Source organism: Pseudomonas sp. FA117, from assembly GCF_057370475.1.
Genome location: NZ_CM170675.1, coordinates 2,659,969 through 2,676,149, shown reverse-complemented (window position 1 = coordinate 2,676,149; position 16,181 = coordinate 2,659,969). Strand labels below are relative to the sequence as shown.

At 65.1% G+C, this 16,181-nt stretch carries 13 protein-coding genes; 6 read left to right on the top strand and 7 right to left on the bottom strand.

Annotated features, from left to right (window positions below; genetic code table 11):
* The first annotated feature begins 42 nt into the window (after window positions 1–42).
* From AC1TXO_RS12270 to AC1TXO_RS12260, 3 genes are all read left to right on the top strand, one after another.
* Complete coding sequence (locus tag AC1TXO_RS12270) at window positions 43–612, top strand: ComF family protein (protein ID WP_486406572.1); 570 nt, start codon at window positions 43–45, stop codon at window positions 610–612.
* On the top strand, window positions 612–1,280 hold the full coding sequence (locus AC1TXO_RS12265; RefSeq protein WP_486406571.1) for a hypothetical protein: 669 nt from the start codon (window positions 612–614) through the stop codon (window positions 1,278–1,280). The genes AC1TXO_RS12270 and AC1TXO_RS12265 overlap by 1 nt, the downstream gene beginning before the upstream one ends.
* A 144-nt stretch (window positions 1,281–1,424) precedes the next feature.
* Complete coding sequence (locus tag AC1TXO_RS12260; protein ID WP_486406570.1) at window positions 1,425–2,624, top strand: MFS transporter; 1,200 nt, start codon at window positions 1,425–1,427, stop codon at window positions 2,622–2,624.
* Window positions 2,625–2,642: 18 nt separating this feature from the next.
* Here the strand turns inward: AC1TXO_RS12260 and AC1TXO_RS12255 are convergent, their stop codons facing one another.
* From AC1TXO_RS12255 to AC1TXO_RS12225, 7 genes are all read right to left on the bottom strand, one after another.
* Window positions 2,643–4,139, bottom strand: a complete 1,497-nt coding sequence (locus AC1TXO_RS12255; RefSeq protein ID WP_486406569.1) for an efflux transporter outer membrane subunit — start codon at window positions 4,137–4,139, stop codon at window positions 2,643–2,645.
* The gene (locus AC1TXO_RS12250; RefSeq protein ID WP_486406568.1) at window positions 4,136–7,246 is read right to left on the bottom strand and encodes a multidrug efflux RND transporter permease subunit; all 3,111 of its coding nucleotides are present in this window, start codon (window positions 7,244–7,246) and stop codon (window positions 4,136–4,138) included. Before AC1TXO_RS12250 ends, AC1TXO_RS12255 begins: the two co-directional genes overlap by 4 nt.
* A complete protein-coding gene (locus AC1TXO_RS12245) occupies window positions 7,243–10,341 on the bottom strand; it encodes an MdtB/MuxB family multidrug efflux RND transporter permease subunit (RefSeq protein ID WP_486406567.1) in 3,099 nt (1,032 codons plus the stop codon). The genes AC1TXO_RS12250 and AC1TXO_RS12245 overlap by 4 nt, the downstream gene beginning before the upstream one ends.
* Window positions 10,338–11,609, bottom strand: coding sequence for an MdtA/MuxA family multidrug efflux RND transporter periplasmic adaptor subunit (locus AC1TXO_RS12240; RefSeq protein WP_486406566.1), 1,272 nt, complete (start codon window positions 11,607–11,609; stop codon window positions 10,338–10,340). Before AC1TXO_RS12240 ends, AC1TXO_RS12245 begins: the two co-directional genes overlap by 4 nt.
* Before the next feature lie 206 nt (window positions 11,610–11,815).
* Window positions 11,816–12,316: a thiol peroxidase gene (gene tpx, locus AC1TXO_RS12235; protein ID WP_486406565.1), complete on the bottom strand. Its 501-nt coding sequence runs from the start codon at window positions 12,314–12,316 to the stop codon at window positions 11,816–11,818.
* 103 nt (window positions 12,317–12,419) lie between these two features.
* Complete coding sequence (locus AC1TXO_RS12230; RefSeq protein ID WP_486406564.1) at window positions 12,420–13,700, bottom strand: serine/threonine transporter; 1,281 nt, start codon at window positions 13,698–13,700, stop codon at window positions 12,420–12,422.
* A gap of 263 nt (window positions 13,701–13,963) precedes the next feature.
* A complete protein-coding gene (locus tag AC1TXO_RS12225; RefSeq protein WP_486406563.1) occupies window positions 13,964–15,163 on the bottom strand; it encodes an amino acid aminotransferase in 1,200 nt (399 codons plus the stop codon).
* A 251-nt stretch (window positions 15,164–15,414) separates the two neighbouring features.
* Between AC1TXO_RS12225 and AC1TXO_RS12220 the strand changes: the two genes are divergently transcribed.
* From AC1TXO_RS12220 to AC1TXO_RS12210, 3 genes are read left to right on the top strand one after another with little or no spacing between them, the layout of a single operon-like run.
* The gene (locus AC1TXO_RS12220) at window positions 15,415–15,615 is read left to right on the top strand and encodes a hypothetical protein (protein WP_486406562.1); all 201 of its coding nucleotides are present in this window, start codon (window positions 15,415–15,417) and stop codon (window positions 15,613–15,615) included.
* On the top strand, window positions 15,612–15,911 hold the full coding sequence (locus AC1TXO_RS12215) for a hypothetical protein (RefSeq protein WP_486406561.1): 300 nt from the start codon (window positions 15,612–15,614) through the stop codon (window positions 15,909–15,911). Before AC1TXO_RS12220 ends, AC1TXO_RS12215 begins: the two co-directional genes overlap by 4 nt.
* A gap of 10 nt (window positions 15,912–15,921) precedes the next feature.
* Entirely contained in the window at window positions 15,922–16,170 is a 249-nt protein-coding gene (locus tag AC1TXO_RS12210; RefSeq protein ID WP_486406560.1) for a hypothetical protein, read from the top strand.
* The last annotated feature ends 11 nt before the right edge of the window (window positions 16,171–16,181 follow it).

Sequence of the window (16,181 nt, the reverse complement as noted above, 5' to 3'; positions counted from 1 at the left end):
CGCCAGTGAACCTCCGGCCTATCTACGACAAGGAAGCCACGCATGGTGATTCGCGAATTACCCGACAACGACGCCTGGGACTACGGTATCAGCCTCGACAAACATATCGTCAGTAGTGTGCCGATCGGCGAAAACGCCCAGGGCTACATGCAGTTCGAGACCCTGCGCACCGACATCGGCGAAGCGGTGTTCCAGCTCAAGTACCGCGACGACTACGACCAGGTCGAATACCTCGCCCAGTCGGTCGCCGAGGCGATGCGGGACATTCCGGTGGATGTCGTGCTGCCGATGCCGGCCAGCCGCCAGCGCACGCGCCAGCCCGTGCACGCCGTGGCCCAACGGGTCGCGCAACTGCTGGATATCGAGTACAGCGATGAAACGCTGGTCAAGAGCGCCAGCACCGGCGCCATGAAGGACCTGGCAACCTACGAGGACCGCCGCGAGGCGCTGCATGGCTGTTTTGCCACCCACGACAACCTGCACCCCTGCCACATCCTGCTGATCGACGACCTGTTCGATACCGGCGCGTCACTGGAAGCTGCCTGTACCGCCCTGCGCGGATACGCTAGCATCCGCTCGATTGTAGTGGTCACCCTGACACGGAGGCATTGATGCCGAAGGTTTTCATCTCCGGCTCGATTACGCTCAAGCGCCTCGACCCACAGGTCGAGGCCCGGCTCGACAACATCATCACCAGCGGTCATGACGTGCTGGTCGGCGATGCTGCGGGCATGGACAAATGCGTGCAGCAGTACTTCGCCAGGCGCCAGTATACGAGCGTGACGGTGTACTGCAGCGCTGACACCCCGCGCCACAACCTCGGAGCGTGGCCGCTCGTGCCTGTACGCCCGCCGGCCGGCGCCAAGGGCCGCGCCCTTCACACCGCCAAGGACCTGGCCATGGCCGAGGCAGCCGATTTCGGCTTGATGATCTGGGATGGCAAGAGCCCCGGCACGCTGAGCAACGTCTTCGAGCTGCTGGAGCGCGCGCGCAAGTCGGTGGTGTATCTGCACGCGGCCCGCCAGTTCCACAACATCCATTGCGCCGACGACCTGCAGGCGCTGCTTGCCCGGATGGACGAGCCGGCGCGCCTGGAGGCCGACAGGAAGATCGGCTTGTCCAGGCGAATCGAACGACTCAGCGGTGTCGCCGACGATCCGACAGCCCTGCGCCGACAGATCGAGGAGCACCTGGCTGTCATCGCCGATCACCAGCGTCTCGTCGCTCAACTGCAGGCGAAGCTGGACAGGATGTCCGGCACCGACGACCTGTTTTCCTGAGCGCAGGCGACCGGGCGTCGCTTGCCTACGGACAGGGTTGAACATTCGCCCCTGACACGACTCAATCCGGGATTGACGCCCTTTTCGGACACCCGTACGATTTAATCGTACACACGTACGAAACCTTCCCAGCGAGTCTGTCCCATGCCCCTCGACAATGTTCCCGTCACCAGCCGCCTGGCCCGCTACGCCTTGTACCTGCTGTTCCTGCTCCCTGGCCTGACCCTCGCCAGCTGGGTGACCCGCACCCCTGCCCTGCGCGACGGCCTTTCGGCTTCCACCGAGCAGATGGGCATGATCCTGTTCGGCTTTTCCGCCGGCGCGATGTGCGGGATTCTCAGTGCCGGCCGCATGATCGCCCGCTTCGGCGCCCACCGGATGATGGTGGTCGGGCTGCTCGGGTTGTCGGTCGGGATGCTCGCCCTGGCCGGCGGCAGTGCACTGGCAAGCGCCTGGTGCGCCTTTGCCGGGCTGTTCGTCTACGGCATCGGCATGGGCTGGGCCGACATCTCGGTGAACATCGAAGGCGCTGCCGTGGAACGGGAAATCGACGCGCCGATCATGACCACCCTGCACGGTTTCTTCAGCCTGGGTACGCTGGTCGGGGCACTGGCGGGCATGGCCATGACCGCGCTGCAGGTGTCGCTGGAACTGCACCTGGTCGCCGCCTCGCTGTGCTCCGCCCTCGTCACCCTGACCCTGGCACCGCACTCGCCGCGGGCGAGCGAGCGCGCAGCGAACCAGCCATCGGCGCAGGCCGAGGATTTCTCCTGGGGCAGCCTGCTGGGAGACCGGCGCCTGCTGTTGATCGGCTTCGTGGTGCTGGCCATGGCCTTGGCCGAAGGCGCCGCCAACGACTGGATCCCGCTGTTGATGATCGACGGTCACGGCTTTGCCGAAACGGCCGGCACCCTGATCTACCTGGTGTTCACCGTGGGCATGACCCTCGGCCGCTTCGCCGGGGCGCCCGTGGTACGCCGCTTCGGCCGGACCCTGACCTTGCGCGCCAGCGCCCTGCTCGGTGCCGCCAGCCTGGCGCTGGTGGTGTTCTGCGATGTGCAGTGGGTGGCCGCGGCGGCAGTGATGCTGTGGGGAATCGGCGCCTCGTTGGGCTTTCCCCTGGCGATCTCCGCCGCGGGTGAAAGCGGCGCGCACAGCGACCAGCGCGTAAGGCTGGCGGCGACGGCGGGCTACCTGGCGTTTCTGGTCGGCCCGCCGCTGCTGGGCTTCATCGGCGAGCACCACGGCCTGCGCCTGGCGATGCTGCCGGTACTGACGCTGGTGGCGCTGGCCTTCGTGGTGGCCTCGGCGCTGCGCGAAGACAAGCGGATGCAGGCCGCCTGACCGCGGCGCCAGCGCGCTTCAGTCCTTGGTCTTGGCCTCGGCCCAGGCCTGCTCGGCATCCCAGCCGCCGCCCAGCGCCGCGATCAGTTGCACGCTGGCCACCAGCCGGCCCTGCAGCAGATTCAACACGCTGCGCTCGTTGCTCAGTGCCGTGGTCTGGACGTTCACCACATCCAGATAGCCGATCAGTCCGGCGCGGTACTGGTTCTCGGTCAGGCGCAGCGACTCGCGGGCAGCATCCAGCGCCTCCTGGCGCACCACTGCCTCGTCGGCGTACACCTTCAGTTGCACCAGGTAGTTCTCGACCTCCTTGAAGCCATCGAGCACGGTCTGGCGGTATTGCGCCACGGTCTGGTCGTACACCGCCACGGTGCGGTCCACCTCGGCACTGCGCTTGCCGGCATCGAACAGGGTCAGGGCCAACTGCGGCCCTACCGACCAGTAGCGGTTGGGCAGTTCGATCCAGTTGTTGAAACTGCTGCTCGAGTAGCCGCCATTCATGCTCAGCGACAGGTCGGGGAAGTAGGCGGCGCGCGACACGCCGATGTTGGAGTTGGCCGCCATCACCTTGCGCTCGGCCGAGGCGATATCGGGGCGGCGCTCCAGCAGTTGCGACGGCAGGCTCACGGGGATCGACGGCAGCGCCGGAATATCGTTGCTCGCCGCCAGCGAAAACTCGGCCGGCGCCTTGCCCATGAGCACGGCGATGGCGTTCTCGTATTGCGCGCGCTGCCAGGCCAGGTCGATCAGGTCGGCCTGGGTGCTCTTGAGCTGGGTGCGAGCCTGGGCCACTGCATCCGGGCCGGCCACGCCTGCACGGTACTGGTTCTGGTTCATCCGCAGCGAGCGCTCGTAGGCCGCCACCGTGGCTTCGAGCAAGCGCTTCTGCTCGTCGATCACGCGCAGTTGCAGGTAGTTCTGCACCAGCTCGGATTGCTGGCTCAGGCGAATCGCCGCCATGTCGGCAAGGCTGGCCTCGGCGCTCGACTCATTGGCGTTCATGGTTTCGCGCAGCTTGCCCCAGAGATCGATTTCCCAGCTCACGCCCAATTGCGCGTTGTAGGTGTCGCGAATGCCGCTGCTGTTGTTCGACAGGCTCGAGCTGGAACTGCCGGTGCCCTGGGCCGAACGGTTCTTGCTGGTGGTCAGGTTCAGCGAGGGGAACAACGAGGCGCGGCTGCTGCGTACCAGTGCCTGGGCCTGACGGTACTGGGCTTCGTACTGGGCCAGCGTCTGGTTGCTGCGGTTGAGCTCCTCGACCAGGGCATTCAGGCGCGCATCGCCGTACAGCTCCCACCAGGCGCCGCGGGCGATGGCATCCGACGGGTTGGCCTGGGTCCAGCCCTCGGCCTGCTTGAACTGCGCCGGGGTGCTGATCTCGGGGCGGTGATAGTCGGGGCTCAGGGTACAGGCACTGAGCATCGCCACGCACAGGCCGGCACCCAGCAGGCGCGAGCCACGGCCACGGGTCAGCAGTTGCAGGGCGCGGTGCAGCGGAGTCTGGGCAAAGTTCATAGCGGGGTTTCCAGGGCGGCGTCGGTGCGCACGCCGCGCCAACGGTTGAAACGGTGACGCGCGCGGTCCAGGTACAGATAGACCACCGGCGTGGTGTAGAGGGTGAGGATCTGGCTGAAGACCAGGCCACCGATGATGGTCAAGCCCAGTGGCTGGCGCATCTCTGCGCCTTCGGCCTGGCTGAGCAGCAACGGCAGCGCGCCGAGGATGGCCGCCAGGGTGGTCATCAGGATCGGCCGCAGGCGCAGCAGGCAGGCGCGGCGGATCGATTCTTCCGGCGACAGGCCTTCGTTGCGTTCCAGTTGCAGGGCCAGGTCGATCATCAGGATGGCGTTCTTCTTCACCACCCCGATCAGCAGGAACAGACCGAGCAAGGAGATCAGGCTGAACTCCCCTCCCGTGAGGTAGAGGGTCAGCAGCGCACCGACGCCGGCCGACGGCAGGGTCGACAGGATGGTCAGCGGGTGGATGTAGCTTTCGTAGAGAATGCCCAGCACCAGGTACACCAGCACCAGGGCGCCGAGAATCATGAACGGCTGGCCTTCGGCGTTCTTGGTGAAGGCATCGGCACTGCCGCCGAGCTTGGCGATCACCGACTCCGGCAGGCCCAGCTTGGCCACCTCGCGTTCCAGCGCGGCCAGGGCCTGGTCGACGCTGTAGCCCTCGGCGACATCGAAGGAGATATCTTCGGAGGCGAACTGCCCCTCGTGGCTGACGCGGTCGTTGGCCAGGCTGTTCTCGTAGCGGGCGATGGTCGACAGCGGCACGCGCGCGCCGTCGGCGGTGATCACCTGCACCTGTTCGAGCGTGCTTGGGTCCCAGGCGTACTTGGGGTTGATCTCCATCACCACCTGGTATTGGTTGAGGCTGTCGTAGATGGTCGAGATCTGCCGCTGGCTGTAGGCGTTGTTCAACACCGCGGTGACCATGTCCATGTCGATGCCCAGGCGCTTGGCCTGGTCGCGGTCGACCACCAGCGTCACCTGCTGGGTGCCGGCACCGTCACGGGCGTCGATGGCGGTGAGCTCGGGCAGCGTGCGCAGCGCCGCGGCCACTTTCGGGAACCACTCGCGCAGGGCCGCGAGGTCGCCGCTCTGCAGGGTGTAGAGGTATTGCGAGGTGCTCTGGTCGCGGCCACCGCCGCCCAGTTGCAGGTCCTGGTCGGCCATCAGGTAGAGGCGTCCACCGGGCACCTTGGGCAGCTCCTTGCGCAGCCGCTCGATGACCTTCTGGGCGTTTTCCTTGCGCTCGCCGATGGGCTTGAGGCGCACCAGCACGAACGCGTTGTTGGTGCCGCTGTTGCCGCCGATGAAACCGGCGACGCTCTGTACCGCCGGATCCTTGAGCAGTGCGCGGCGGTAGATCTCCATCTTCGGTTGCATCACCGTGAACGACAGGCCGTCATCGCCGCGCACGAAGCCCTGCAGCTGGCCGGTATCCTGCTGCGGCATCAGGGTCTTGGGCACGATCACGTAGAGAGCGACGTTGAGCACGATGGTCGCCAGCAGGCTGACCAGGGTCAGGCGCCGATGACGCAAGGCCCAGCCCAGGCTCCGGTCGTACCCCGCGACCATGCGCTGGTGCACCCGGTCGCTCCAGCGCTGCAGGCCGGTCTGGCGTTGCGGTGCGTGGGGTTTGAGCCAACGCGAGCAGAGCATCGGCGTAAGCGTCAGCGACACCAGCAGCGACACCAGGATCGCCGCCGCCAGGGTGATCGAGAATTCCTGGAACAACCCGCGCACGATGCCGCCCATGAACAGGATCGAGACGAACACCGCCACCAGCGACACGTTCATCGACAGCAGGGTGAAGCCCACTTCCTTGGCGCCAAGAAACGCTGCGCGCATGGGCCTGGCGCCGTTCTCGATATGCCGGGAGATGTTCTCCAGCACCACGATGGCATCGTCCACCACCAGACCGGTGGCGAGGATCAGCGCCATCAGCGACAGGTTGTTCAACGAGAACCCGCACAGGTACATCACCGCGAAGGTGCCCACCAGCGACACCGGCACCGCAAGGCTCGGGATCAGCGAGGCACGCAGGTTGCCGAGGAACAGGTAGACCACCAGGATCACCAGCACCACGGCGATCAGCAGGGTGTGCTCGGCCTCCTTGAGCGTGGCCTTGATCACCGGCGAGCGGTCCATCGCCACGTTCAGCTTGACGCTGGCCGGCAGCAGCGACTGCAGCGCCGGCAACTGGTCCTTGATCTGTTGCACGGTCTGGATGATGTTGGCGTTGGTCTGGCGGTTGACCACCAGCAGCACCGCCGCGTCGTTATTGAAGAAACCGCTGTTGTAGCGGTTCTCGACGCCGTCGCTGACCTTGGCGACGTCGGCCAGGCGCAGGATCGCACCGTTCTGCTGGCGGATCACCAGCGGTTTGTAGTCGTCGGCCTTCTCCAGTTGATCGTTGGCGCGCACCTGCCAGTTGCGCTCGCTGTCCTCGACGAAGCCCATGGGCCGGCGCTGGTTGGCGTTGGCCACCGCCGTACGCACGTCATCCAGGGCCAGGCCGTACTGGTTGAGCAGTTGCGGCTCCAGCTCGATGCGCACCGCCGGCAGCGAACTGCCACCGATCTGCACTTCCCCTACCCCGCTGACCTGCGACAGGCTCTGCGAGAGGATGGTGTCGGCCAGGTCGTACAGCTGACCCTTGGACAACACGTCGGAAGTCAGCGACAGCACCATGATCGGCGCTTGTGAGGGGTTGACCTTCTTGTAGGTCGGCATGCTGCGCATGCCGCTGGGCAGCAGGTTGCGGGTGGCATTGATCGCCGCCTGCACCTCGCGCGCGGCACCGTCGATGTCGCGGCCCAGGTCGAAGCCGATGATGACCCGTGTCGAGCCCTGGCTGGAGCTGCTGGTCAGGGTGCTGACCCCGGCGATGCTGCCCAGCTTGCGCTCAAGCGGCGTAGCCACGGTCGAGGCCATCACCTCGGGGCTTGCGCCCGGCAGGCTGGCCTGCACCACGATCACCGGGAAGTCCATCTGCGGCAGCGGCGACACCGGCAGCAAGCCGAAACTGACGCCGCCCAGCAGCATGATCGCCAGGCTCAGCAGCATGGTCGCTACCGGCCTGCGGATGAACGGACCGGACAGGTTCATGCCTCGGCCTGCGCGGCGTCGTCAACGGGGCGCCAGCGGCGCGCCAGGCGGTCGAAGTACAAGTAGATGACCGGTGTGGTGAACAGCGTCAGCACCTGGCTGACCAGCAACCCGCCCACCATGACCAGGCCCAGCGGCTGGCGCAACTCGGCACCGGAGCCGGTGGCGAGCATCAGCGGCAAGGCACCGAACAGCGCGGCCAGGGTGGTCATCAGGATCGGCCGGAAGCGCAGCAGCGCAGCCTGGTATATCGCTTCACGCGGGCTCATGCCCTGGTGACGCTCCGCCTCCAGGGCGAAGTCGATCATCATGATCGCGTTCTTCTTGACGATACCGATCAGCAGGATGATGCCGATGATGGCGATCATTCCCAGGTCGTTGCCGCTGAGCAGCAATGCCAGCAAGGCGCCGACCGCCGCAGAAGGCAGGGTCGAAAGGATGGTCACCGGGTGGATATAGCTCTCGTAGAGCACGCCCAGCACGATGTACATGGTCACCACTGCCGCGAGAATCAGCAGCAAGGTGCTCGACAGCGACGCCTGGAAGGCTTCGGCGGCACCCTGGAAGCGGGTCTGCACGCCCAGCGGCATGCCGATGTCCTGCTGCACCTTCTCGATCACCTCGACCGCCTCGCCCAGCGACACGCCGTGGCCGAGGTTGAACGACATCATCACCGCCGGGAACTGGCCAATGTGCGAGATCGCCAGTTGCGCCTGGCGCTGCTCGATGCGCGCCAGCGCCGACAGGCGCACCTGCCCGCCATCGGTGGCCTTGACGTGGATCGAATCCAGCGCCTGCGGGCCAATGCTGGCGGCCGCCTGCGATTGCAGGACGACACGGTACTGGCTGGCCTGGGTGTAGATGGTCGAGATCTGCCGCTGGCCGAACGCGTCGTACAGGGCGTTGGTGATCTGCGCCACGCTGATGCCCAGGCGGCTGGCCATGTCACGGTCGATCACCAGGTACACCTGCAGGCCCTTGTCCTGCAGGTCGCTGGCCACATCGGTGAGTTCGGCGCGCTGCTGCAGGGCGTGGACCAGCTTGCCGCTCCACTCGGCGAGCATGTCCGGGTCGGGTGAGGACAGGCTGAACTGGAACTGGGTGCGGCTGACCCGGTCCTCGATGCTCAAGTCCTGTACCGGCTGCATGAACAGGCGGATGCCGACCAGGCGGTCGAGCTGCGGTTGCAGGCGGCTGATCACCTCGGAGGCGGTCACGTCGCGCTCGCCGTGCGGCTTGAGGTTGATCAGCAGGCGGCCGCTGTTGAGCGTGGCGTTGTCCCCGTCCACACCGATGTACGAAGACAGGCTCTGCACTGCAGGGTCCTGCAGGATCACCTTGCTCAGCGCCTGCTGGCGTTCGCTCATGGCAGTGAACGAGATGGACTGCGGGGCCTCGGAAATGCCCTGGATGACCCCGGTGTCCTGCACCGGGAAGAAGCCCTTGGGCACGATGATGTAGAGGAACACCGTCAGCGCCAGCGAGCCCACCGCCACCAGCAGGGTCAGCGGCTGGTGCCTGAGCACCCAGGTAAGCGCATGGCTGTAGCGTTCGATCAGCCAGTCGATCCAGGCGCCGCTGGCGCGGTAGAAGCGGCTCTGCTCCTCTTCCTTCGGTTCGCGCTTGAGCAAACGCGCGCACATCATCGGCGTGAGCGTGAGCGACACTACCAGCGAGATCAGGATCGCCACCGCCAGGGTGATGGCGAACTCGCGGAACAGGCGGCCGACCACATCGGCCATGAACAACAGCGGGATCAGCACCGCGATCAGCGAGAAGGTCAGCGAGATCAGGGTGAAACCGATCTGCCGCGCGCCCTTGAGCGCCGCCTGCATCGGCGTTTCGCCCTCCTCGATGTGCCGGGAGATGTTCTCCAGCATGACGATGGCATCGTCGACCACGAAACCCGTGGCGATGGTCAGCGCCATCAGCGTGAGGTTGTTGATCGAGAAGCCGGCCAGGTACATCACGCCGAAGGTGCCGATCAGCGACAGCGGCACGGCAATGGACGGGATGATCGTGGCACTGACCCGGCGCAGGAAGACGAAGGTGACCATCACCACCAGGGCGATGGCGAACAGCAGTTCGTGCTGCACATCGCGCACGGCGGCGCGGATGGTCTGGGTACGGTCGGTGAGCACGCTGACGTCCAGGCCAGCCGGCAGGTTGTCGGTGATCGACGGCAGCATCTGCTTGATGCGGTCGACCACCTCGATGACGTTGGCCCCGGGCTGGCGCTGGATGTTCAGCAGCACGGCATGGTTTTCATTGGCCCAGGCGGCCAGGCGCTCGTTCTCGGCGCCGTCGACGATTTCGGCGACATCCTTCAGGCGCAGCGGCGCACCGTTGTTGTACTTGAGGATGAGGTTGGCGTATTCGTCGGGCGAACGCAGCTGATCGTTGGCATCGAGCATCGATACGCGGGTCGGGCCGTCGAAGTTACCCTTGGGCTGGTTGACGTTGGAAGCGCCGATCAGGGTGCGCACGTCGTCGAGGTTCAGGCCGTTGGCGGCCAGGGCGTCGACGTTGACCTTGATCCGTACCGCCTGGCGCTGGCCGCCGGCGATGCTGACCATGCCCACTCCGCTGATCTGGGCGATCTTCTGCGCCACGCGGGTGTCGACCAGATCGTTGAGCTTGGGCAGCGGCAAGGTGCCGGAACTGATGGCCAGGGTCAGCACCGGGGTATCGGCAGGGTTGACCTTGTTGTACACCGGTGGCGCCGGCAGATCGCTGGGCAGCAGGTTGCTGGCAGCGTTGATCGCCGCCTGGACCTGCTGCTCGGCGACGTCCATGTTCATGTCCAGATTGAAGCGCAGGGTCAGCACCGAGGCGCCGCCGGAGCTGGTCGAGGCCATCTGGCTGAGGCCGGGCATCTGCCCGAACTGGCGCTCGAGCGGCGCGGTGACCGCGCTGGTCATCACCTGCGGGCTGGCGCCCGGGTAGAGGGTCATGACGCGGATGGTCGGGTAGTCGACCTGGGGCAAGGCCGCCACCGGCAGCATCGTGTAGGCGATCAGGCCGGCCAGGACGATGGCCAGCATGCTCAGCGTGGTGGCGACCGGGCGCAGGATGAACAGCCGCGAGATGTTCATGCGCCCGCCTTGCTCGACTCACCGGTCTGGGCCGAACCCTTGGCTTCCTGGCCCTGCAGGTGCTGGCCGGGTGTGGTCGGCACTTGCGAGCTGTCTTCGACCACCTCGACCTGGGTGCCTTCGCGCAGGCGGTCGGTGCCTTCCAGGACCAGGCGCTCACCCGCCTTCAGGCCCTCGACGATCACGCTGTTCTCGCCGTCGCTGGCACCGACCTTGAGCTTGCGGATATTGACCTTGTTCTCGGCGTTGACCACATAGGCGAAGGTGCCGTCGTTGCCGAACTGGATCGCCGCCGCCGGCGCCAGCACCACCTGCTTGAGAGTGTCGGCCAGCAGGTGGACGTTGACGAACTGGTTGGGGAACAGCGCCAGGTCCTTGTTCTCGAAGAAGCCCTTGAACTTCAGGGTGCCGGTGGTGGTGTCAATCTGGTTGTCGAGACTGCCGAGCACACCGGTGGCCTGCAGCTTGCTGTCGCCGCGGTCCCAGGCTTCGACCGGCAGGCGCGCACCGCTGCGGTAGCGTTCGAGCACCGTGGCCAGCTCGGTTTCCGGGAGGGTGAAGGCGACGTTGATCGGCTCGGTCTGGGTGATCACCACCAGCGCCGTGGTGTCGTTGGCCGCGACCAGGTTGCCCAGGTCGAGCTGGCGCAGGCCCAGGCGGCCGCTGATCGGCGCCCGGATCTGGGTGAACTCGAGGTTCAGCCGCGCATCGTTGACCGCGGCCTGGTTGGTCTTGACCAGCCCCAGGAACTGCCCCACCTGCGCTTCGGCGGTGTCCAGGGTCTGCTTGGCGATGCTGTCTTCGGCGTACAGGCCTTTATAGCGGGCCACATCGACCTGGGCGTTCTTGAGCTGCGCCTGGTTCTGCGCCAGGGTGCCTTCGGCCTGTTGCAGGGCGATGCGGTAAGGGCGCGGGTCGATCTCGGCGAGCAGTTCGCCGGCCTTGACCTGCTGGCCTTCCTTGAAGTGGATCTTGACCAGCTCGCCGGCCACCCGGCTGCGCACGTTGACGGTATTGGTCGCCGTGACCGTGCCCAGCGCCTTGTAGTAGAGCGGGAAGTCGCCGACGCGCACCGGCTCCACGCGCACCGGCACCGGATCGCTGGAGGCGCCGAAACCTGGGCGCCCGCCCTTGCCCATCCGCACAGCCTGGTCCTTGTGCGTCGGCGCGGCAGCAGGCCACAGCCACCAGGCCAGCAGGGCCACCAGCAGCAGGATCAGCAGGCCGAACAGCCAGCGACGGGGGGAACGGGAGGCAGAAGCTTGCATGGGTTGAACGAACCTTGTTCAGAGAGGCGACTGGGGAGGTTGAACGATAAGCACTGGCAACGTTTTAGCAAAGGGCCTTTACCAGGGCTTTACCAACGGCTGACATTGCTAAAACAATGAACTTTAAATGAAAACGGCCCGGAATGGCTTCCGGGCCGGCGTAACAGTGTGTAAACCGCCGGGGCCGCTGCGTGCCCCTGCCCGGCTTACTTCAGGACGGCCAGTGCCGCGTCGTAGTTCGGCTCGTCGGCGATTTCCTTGACCAGCTCGGCGTGCAGCACCTTGTCGTGCTCGTCCAGTACCACCACCGCACGGGCAGTCAGGCCGGCCAGCGGGCCGTCGGCGATGGCGACGCCGTAGTTCTCGATGAATTCACGGCCGCGCAGGGTCGACAGGTTCTTTACATTCTCCAGGCCTTCGGCACCGCAGAAGCGCGCCTGGGCGAACGGCAGGTCGGCGGAGATGCACAGCACCACGGTGTTGGCCAGCTCGTTGGCCTGGGCGTTGAACTTGCGCACGGAGGTGGCGCAGGTGGGAGTGTCGACGCTCGGGAAGATGTTCAGCACCTTGCGCTTGCCGGCGTAGTCTTTCAGCGACTTGTCGGCCAGGCCTTCGCCGACCAGGGAGAAGGCCGGTGCCTGGGCGCCGACCTTGGGCAGCTCACCCTTGACCTGAACCGGGTTGCCTTTGAGAGTCACTTGAGCCATGGCGGGAATCCTTGTACGGGGTTTGAAAAAGGATTCCGAGTAAATCGCTTTTGGCTGCAAGCTGCAAGCACCGCAACGCCTGTCGTGCGATGCCTGCACAGATTCAGCTCAACAGGCCGTAGACCACCGAGCTCAGGGCCACCAGGCCGATCGCCACGACGAACAGGTTGGACAGCGCGCCGCTGTACTTGCGCATCGACGGCACGCGGCGGATGGCATACATCGGCATCAGGAACAGCAGCACCGCCAGGATCGGGCCGCCCAGCGACTCGATCATGCCGAGAATGCTCGGGTTGAGCGTGGCGACGATCCAGCACACCACCAGCATCAGCGCGGCGACCACCCGGTCCAGGGTCTTGGCGCCCGGACGCAGGCCGGTCTTGACGATGATCCCCTTGAGGCCTTCGCTGGCGCCGATGTAGTGGCCCAGGAACGACTTGGCGATGGCGACGAAGGCAATCAGCGGTGCGGCGAAGGCGATGGCCGGGTTGCTGAAGTGGTTGGCCAGGTACGACAGGATCGACAGGTTCTGCGCCTTGGCTTCGGCCAACTGGGCGCTGCTCAGGGTCAGCACGCAGCTGAACACGAAGAACAGCACCATCGCCACCATCAGCAGGTGGGCACGGGCCAGGATCTGCCCGCTGCGCGCATCGGCGTGATCACCATAGCGGCGCTTCTGGTCCACTGCGAAGGCCGAGATGATCGGCGAGTGGTTGAACGAGAACACCATCACCGGGATCGCCAGCCACAGGGTGTGCAGGAAGGCCGAGCCGGACGGCAGCTGGCTGGCGGTGTCGAGGATGCCGCCATTCCAGTGCGGCACCAGGTACAGGGCCAGCAGGGCCAGGGCGACGATGAACGGGTAGACCAGCAGGCTCATGACCTTGACCGTGGCCTGCTCGCCGCAGCGCACGATGGCCAGCAGGCCCAGGATCAGCACGAACGAGAGGATCGCCCGGGGTGGCGGGGCCATGTGCAGCTGGTGCTCCATGAAGCTTGCGACCGTGTTGGTCAGCGCCACGCTGTAGATCAGCAGGATCGGGAAGATGGCGAAGAAGTACAGCACGGTGATCAGCGCGCCGGCGGTGATGCCGAAATGCTCTTCGACGACCTGGGTGATATCGCCGTCCTTGCTGCCGGAGAGCACGAAGCGGGTCAGCGCCCGGTGTGCGTAGTAGGTCATGGGGAAGGCCAGCAAGGCCAGGATCAGCAGCGGCCAGAAGCCGCCGAGGCCGGCGTTGATCGGCAGGAACAGCGTGCCTGCGCCGATGGCTGTGCCGAACAGGCCCAGCATCCAGGTGGTGTCTTGACGCGACCAGCTGCCAAGGGCGGCTTGTTGGGTCGATTCGAAGCGTTGCTCGACGCTTTGGGCCTGCTCATTCATTCCGGGTGCAACTCCACTCGCAAGACTGCAACAGGCTGAGAGTGGCGAAATAGAAGCCTCACGCCACCTCAACCGAAAAAGAGGGGCGCGATTGTGCACTGAATAGGTGCGATTGCGAAGCCCCGTCCGAGGGACGGTGGCTGTTTTTGGAAAGGAAGCGAATCGTTGTGGGAGCGGGCTTGCCCGCGAAGGCGTCGGTAATCTTACCTCTTTATTCGCGGGCAAGCCCGCTCCCACAGCCCAGGCATGCCTGGCCCGGCGGATCAGCCCTGCTGCACCGCGGCGAATGCCTCGGCGACACGCTGCAGGTTGTCCGGACGCAGACCGGCCATGCACACGCGACCGCTGTCGATGATGTACACGCCGAACTCGTCACGCAGGCGGCGCGCCTGTTCGGCACTGAAGCCGGTGTAGCTGAACATGCCGCGCTGGCGCAGGAAGAACTGGAAGTCCTGGCCTGGCAGTCGCTTGGCCAGGGCATCGACCAGCCCCTGGCGCATGTCGAGGATACGCTTGCGCATGGTTTCGACTTCCGCCTGCCACTGGGCGTTCAGGCCAGCATCGCCGAGCACGCCAGCCACCAGCAGCGCACCATGGCTGGGCGGGCTGGAGTAGTTGCGGCGCACGGTTGCCTTGAGCTGGCCCAGCACGCTCTGGGCACTTGCCGCATCGTCACTGACCACCGACAGGCCCCCTACCCGCTCGCCGTACAGCGAGAAGATCTTCGAGAACGAGTTGCTGACCAGGCAAGGTACGCCGGCACGGGCCATCTCGCGAATGGCATAGGCGTCTTCGGCCAGACCTTCGCCGAAGCCCTGGTAGGCGATGTCGAGGAACGGAATCAGCTCGCGCGCCTTGACCACCTCGACCACTTGCTGCCACTGGCCCTGGCTCAGGTCGACGCCGGTGGGGTTGTGGCAGCACGGGTGCAGCAGGACGATGCTGTGCTTTTCCAGCGTTTGCAGGCTCGCCAGCATGGCGTCGAAGTCCAGGCCGCGAGTGGCCTGGTCGAAGTACGGGTAGGTGTGCACCTTGAAGCCCGCGCCTTCGAAGATCGCGCGATGGTTGTCCCAGGTCGGATTGCTGACCCACACCTCGGACTGCGGGAAGTAGCGTTTGAGGAAGTCGGCACCGACTTTCAACGCACCCGAGCCACCCACGGTCTGCACGGTGGCGACGCGCCCGGCGGTCACGGCTGGGTGATCGGCACCGAACAGCAGCGCCTGGATCGCCTGGCGGTAGCTGGCCAGGCCTTCCATGGGCAGGTACAGCGACGCCTCATGCGGCTGGTCGGCCAGGCGCTTCTCGACCTCGCCCACCGATGGCAGCTGCGGCACCACGCCGGCTTCGTCGTAGTACAGACCGATACTCAGGTTGACCTTGTCGGCGCGGGGATCGACCTTGAAGGCTTCCATCAACGAAAGAATCGGGTCGCCGGCATAGGCATCGACATGTTTGAACACAGCGTGCAGCTCCTTGGATCAGGACAGTTCGGAAAGGCTTCCCCGAGCATACCTGCAGTGGCGCGCCAGGAACATCATTGAATGTGCAAGGTGTGCGTGCAGGTTTGCATAGCCAAGCGGCCTCGCCCCTTTGCGGGAGCGGGCCTGCCTGGCACGACAGCAGAAATATCCCACAGCAGGGCCAGATCTGCCTCGCATATCCCAGCATCTGCGTTGCGGCATGGTTCACCTCTTCCAGGAGAGGCGCTGGTATGCAGGCTGAAAAGACTTATCACTATGTCGGACGCTACGGGATCGCATTCGACATCAATGAATTCATCATCCAGCCGGGTCAATGCTGTGAGCTTCCCAAGCTGAGCCTGCCATCTGTTCATGGAGCGCACTACAAGGTGACTATCAAGGTACGGGAATTGTACGACCGGATGCTCCCGGGGAAACGCCCTGTCACATGAAGATCCTCGTACCCAGGCCACTTACGAGGGAGCAGGCCGACCAGCTAAACGAAAACCGGACAACAGTGGCGGCGTTGGTTAGCGGGGCAGTCAGCGCTGCTACAGGAGCGGGAGCTGCGGCAGCCTTCGGGAAACTTGCAGGCAAGATTGCTGGGATGACAACCGGGGCTGCGGCGACAACCGTGGTCAGGAACCAGCTCTCCACCTTTCATTCCTCGGATGTACTGGTTTCACTTGAGGCTCAGGTCAAAGGCGGTATTGGCCCTCAACTCTCAGCTATGACGCTCATTCTCTGAGACGCTTGCGATGCCGGAAATTTATCTCACCATCGCCCTGCTCACGATAACTGTCCTGCTTGAGTGGCAGTGCAAATCCGCAACCATCCGCCGCATTTTGGGGCTGTCACTCATCACAATGGGTATCACGACTTGCTCCCGGCTGGGAGCAGATCAAGTACTGGCATTGGACGGCGTGTGGTGGGGATGGTTTTTTTCAAGCCTCGGGTATTTTCTCCTGTGGAAACGCTCCTCGTTCTTTGATCGTCAAAAGAACTGATCGAGGCGTCC

Bases quoted from the DNA above. Each gene is read 5' to 3' on its own strand.
- AC1TXO_RS12270 (WP_486406572.1), top strand. From the start codon at position 43: ATGGTGATTCGCGAATTACCCGACAACGACGCCTGGGACTACGGTATC.
- AC1TXO_RS12220 (WP_486406562.1), top strand. From the start codon at position 15,415: ATGCAGGCTGAAAAGACTTATCACTATGTCGGACGCTACGGGATCGCA.
- tpx (WP_486406565.1), bottom strand. From the start codon at position 12,316: ATGGCTCAAGTGACTCTCAAAGGCAACCCGGTTCAGGTCAAGGGTGAG.
- AC1TXO_RS12215 (WP_486406561.1), top strand. From the start codon at position 15,612: ATGAAGATCCTCGTACCCAGGCCACTTACGAGGGAGCAGGCCGACCAG.
- AC1TXO_RS12260 (WP_486406570.1), top strand. From the start codon at position 1,425: ATGCCCCTCGACAATGTTCCCGTCACCAGCCGCCTGGCCCGCTACGCC.
- AC1TXO_RS12210 (WP_486406560.1), top strand. From the start codon at position 15,922: ATGCCGGAAATTTATCTCACCATCGCCCTGCTCACGATAACTGTCCTG.
- AC1TXO_RS12255 (WP_486406569.1), bottom strand. From the start codon at position 4,139: ATGAACTTTGCCCAGACTCCGCTGCACCGCGCCCTGCAACTGCTGACC.
- AC1TXO_RS12245 (WP_486406567.1), bottom strand. From the start codon at position 10,341: ATGAACATCTCGCGGCTGTTCATCCTGCGCCCGGTCGCCACCACGCTG.
- AC1TXO_RS12230 (WP_486406564.1), bottom strand. From the start codon at position 13,700: ATGAATGAGCAGGCCCAAAGCGTCGAGCAACGCTTCGAATCGACCCAA.
- AC1TXO_RS12265 (WP_486406571.1), top strand. From the start codon at position 612: ATGCCGAAGGTTTTCATCTCCGGCTCGATTACGCTCAAGCGCCTCGAC.
- AC1TXO_RS12250 (WP_486406568.1), bottom strand. From the start codon at position 7,246: ATGAACCTGTCCGGTCCGTTCATCCGCAGGCCGGTAGCGACCATGCTG.
- AC1TXO_RS12240 (WP_486406566.1), bottom strand. From the start codon at position 11,609: ATGCAAGCTTCTGCCTCCCGTTCCCCCCGTCGCTGGCTGTTCGGCCTG.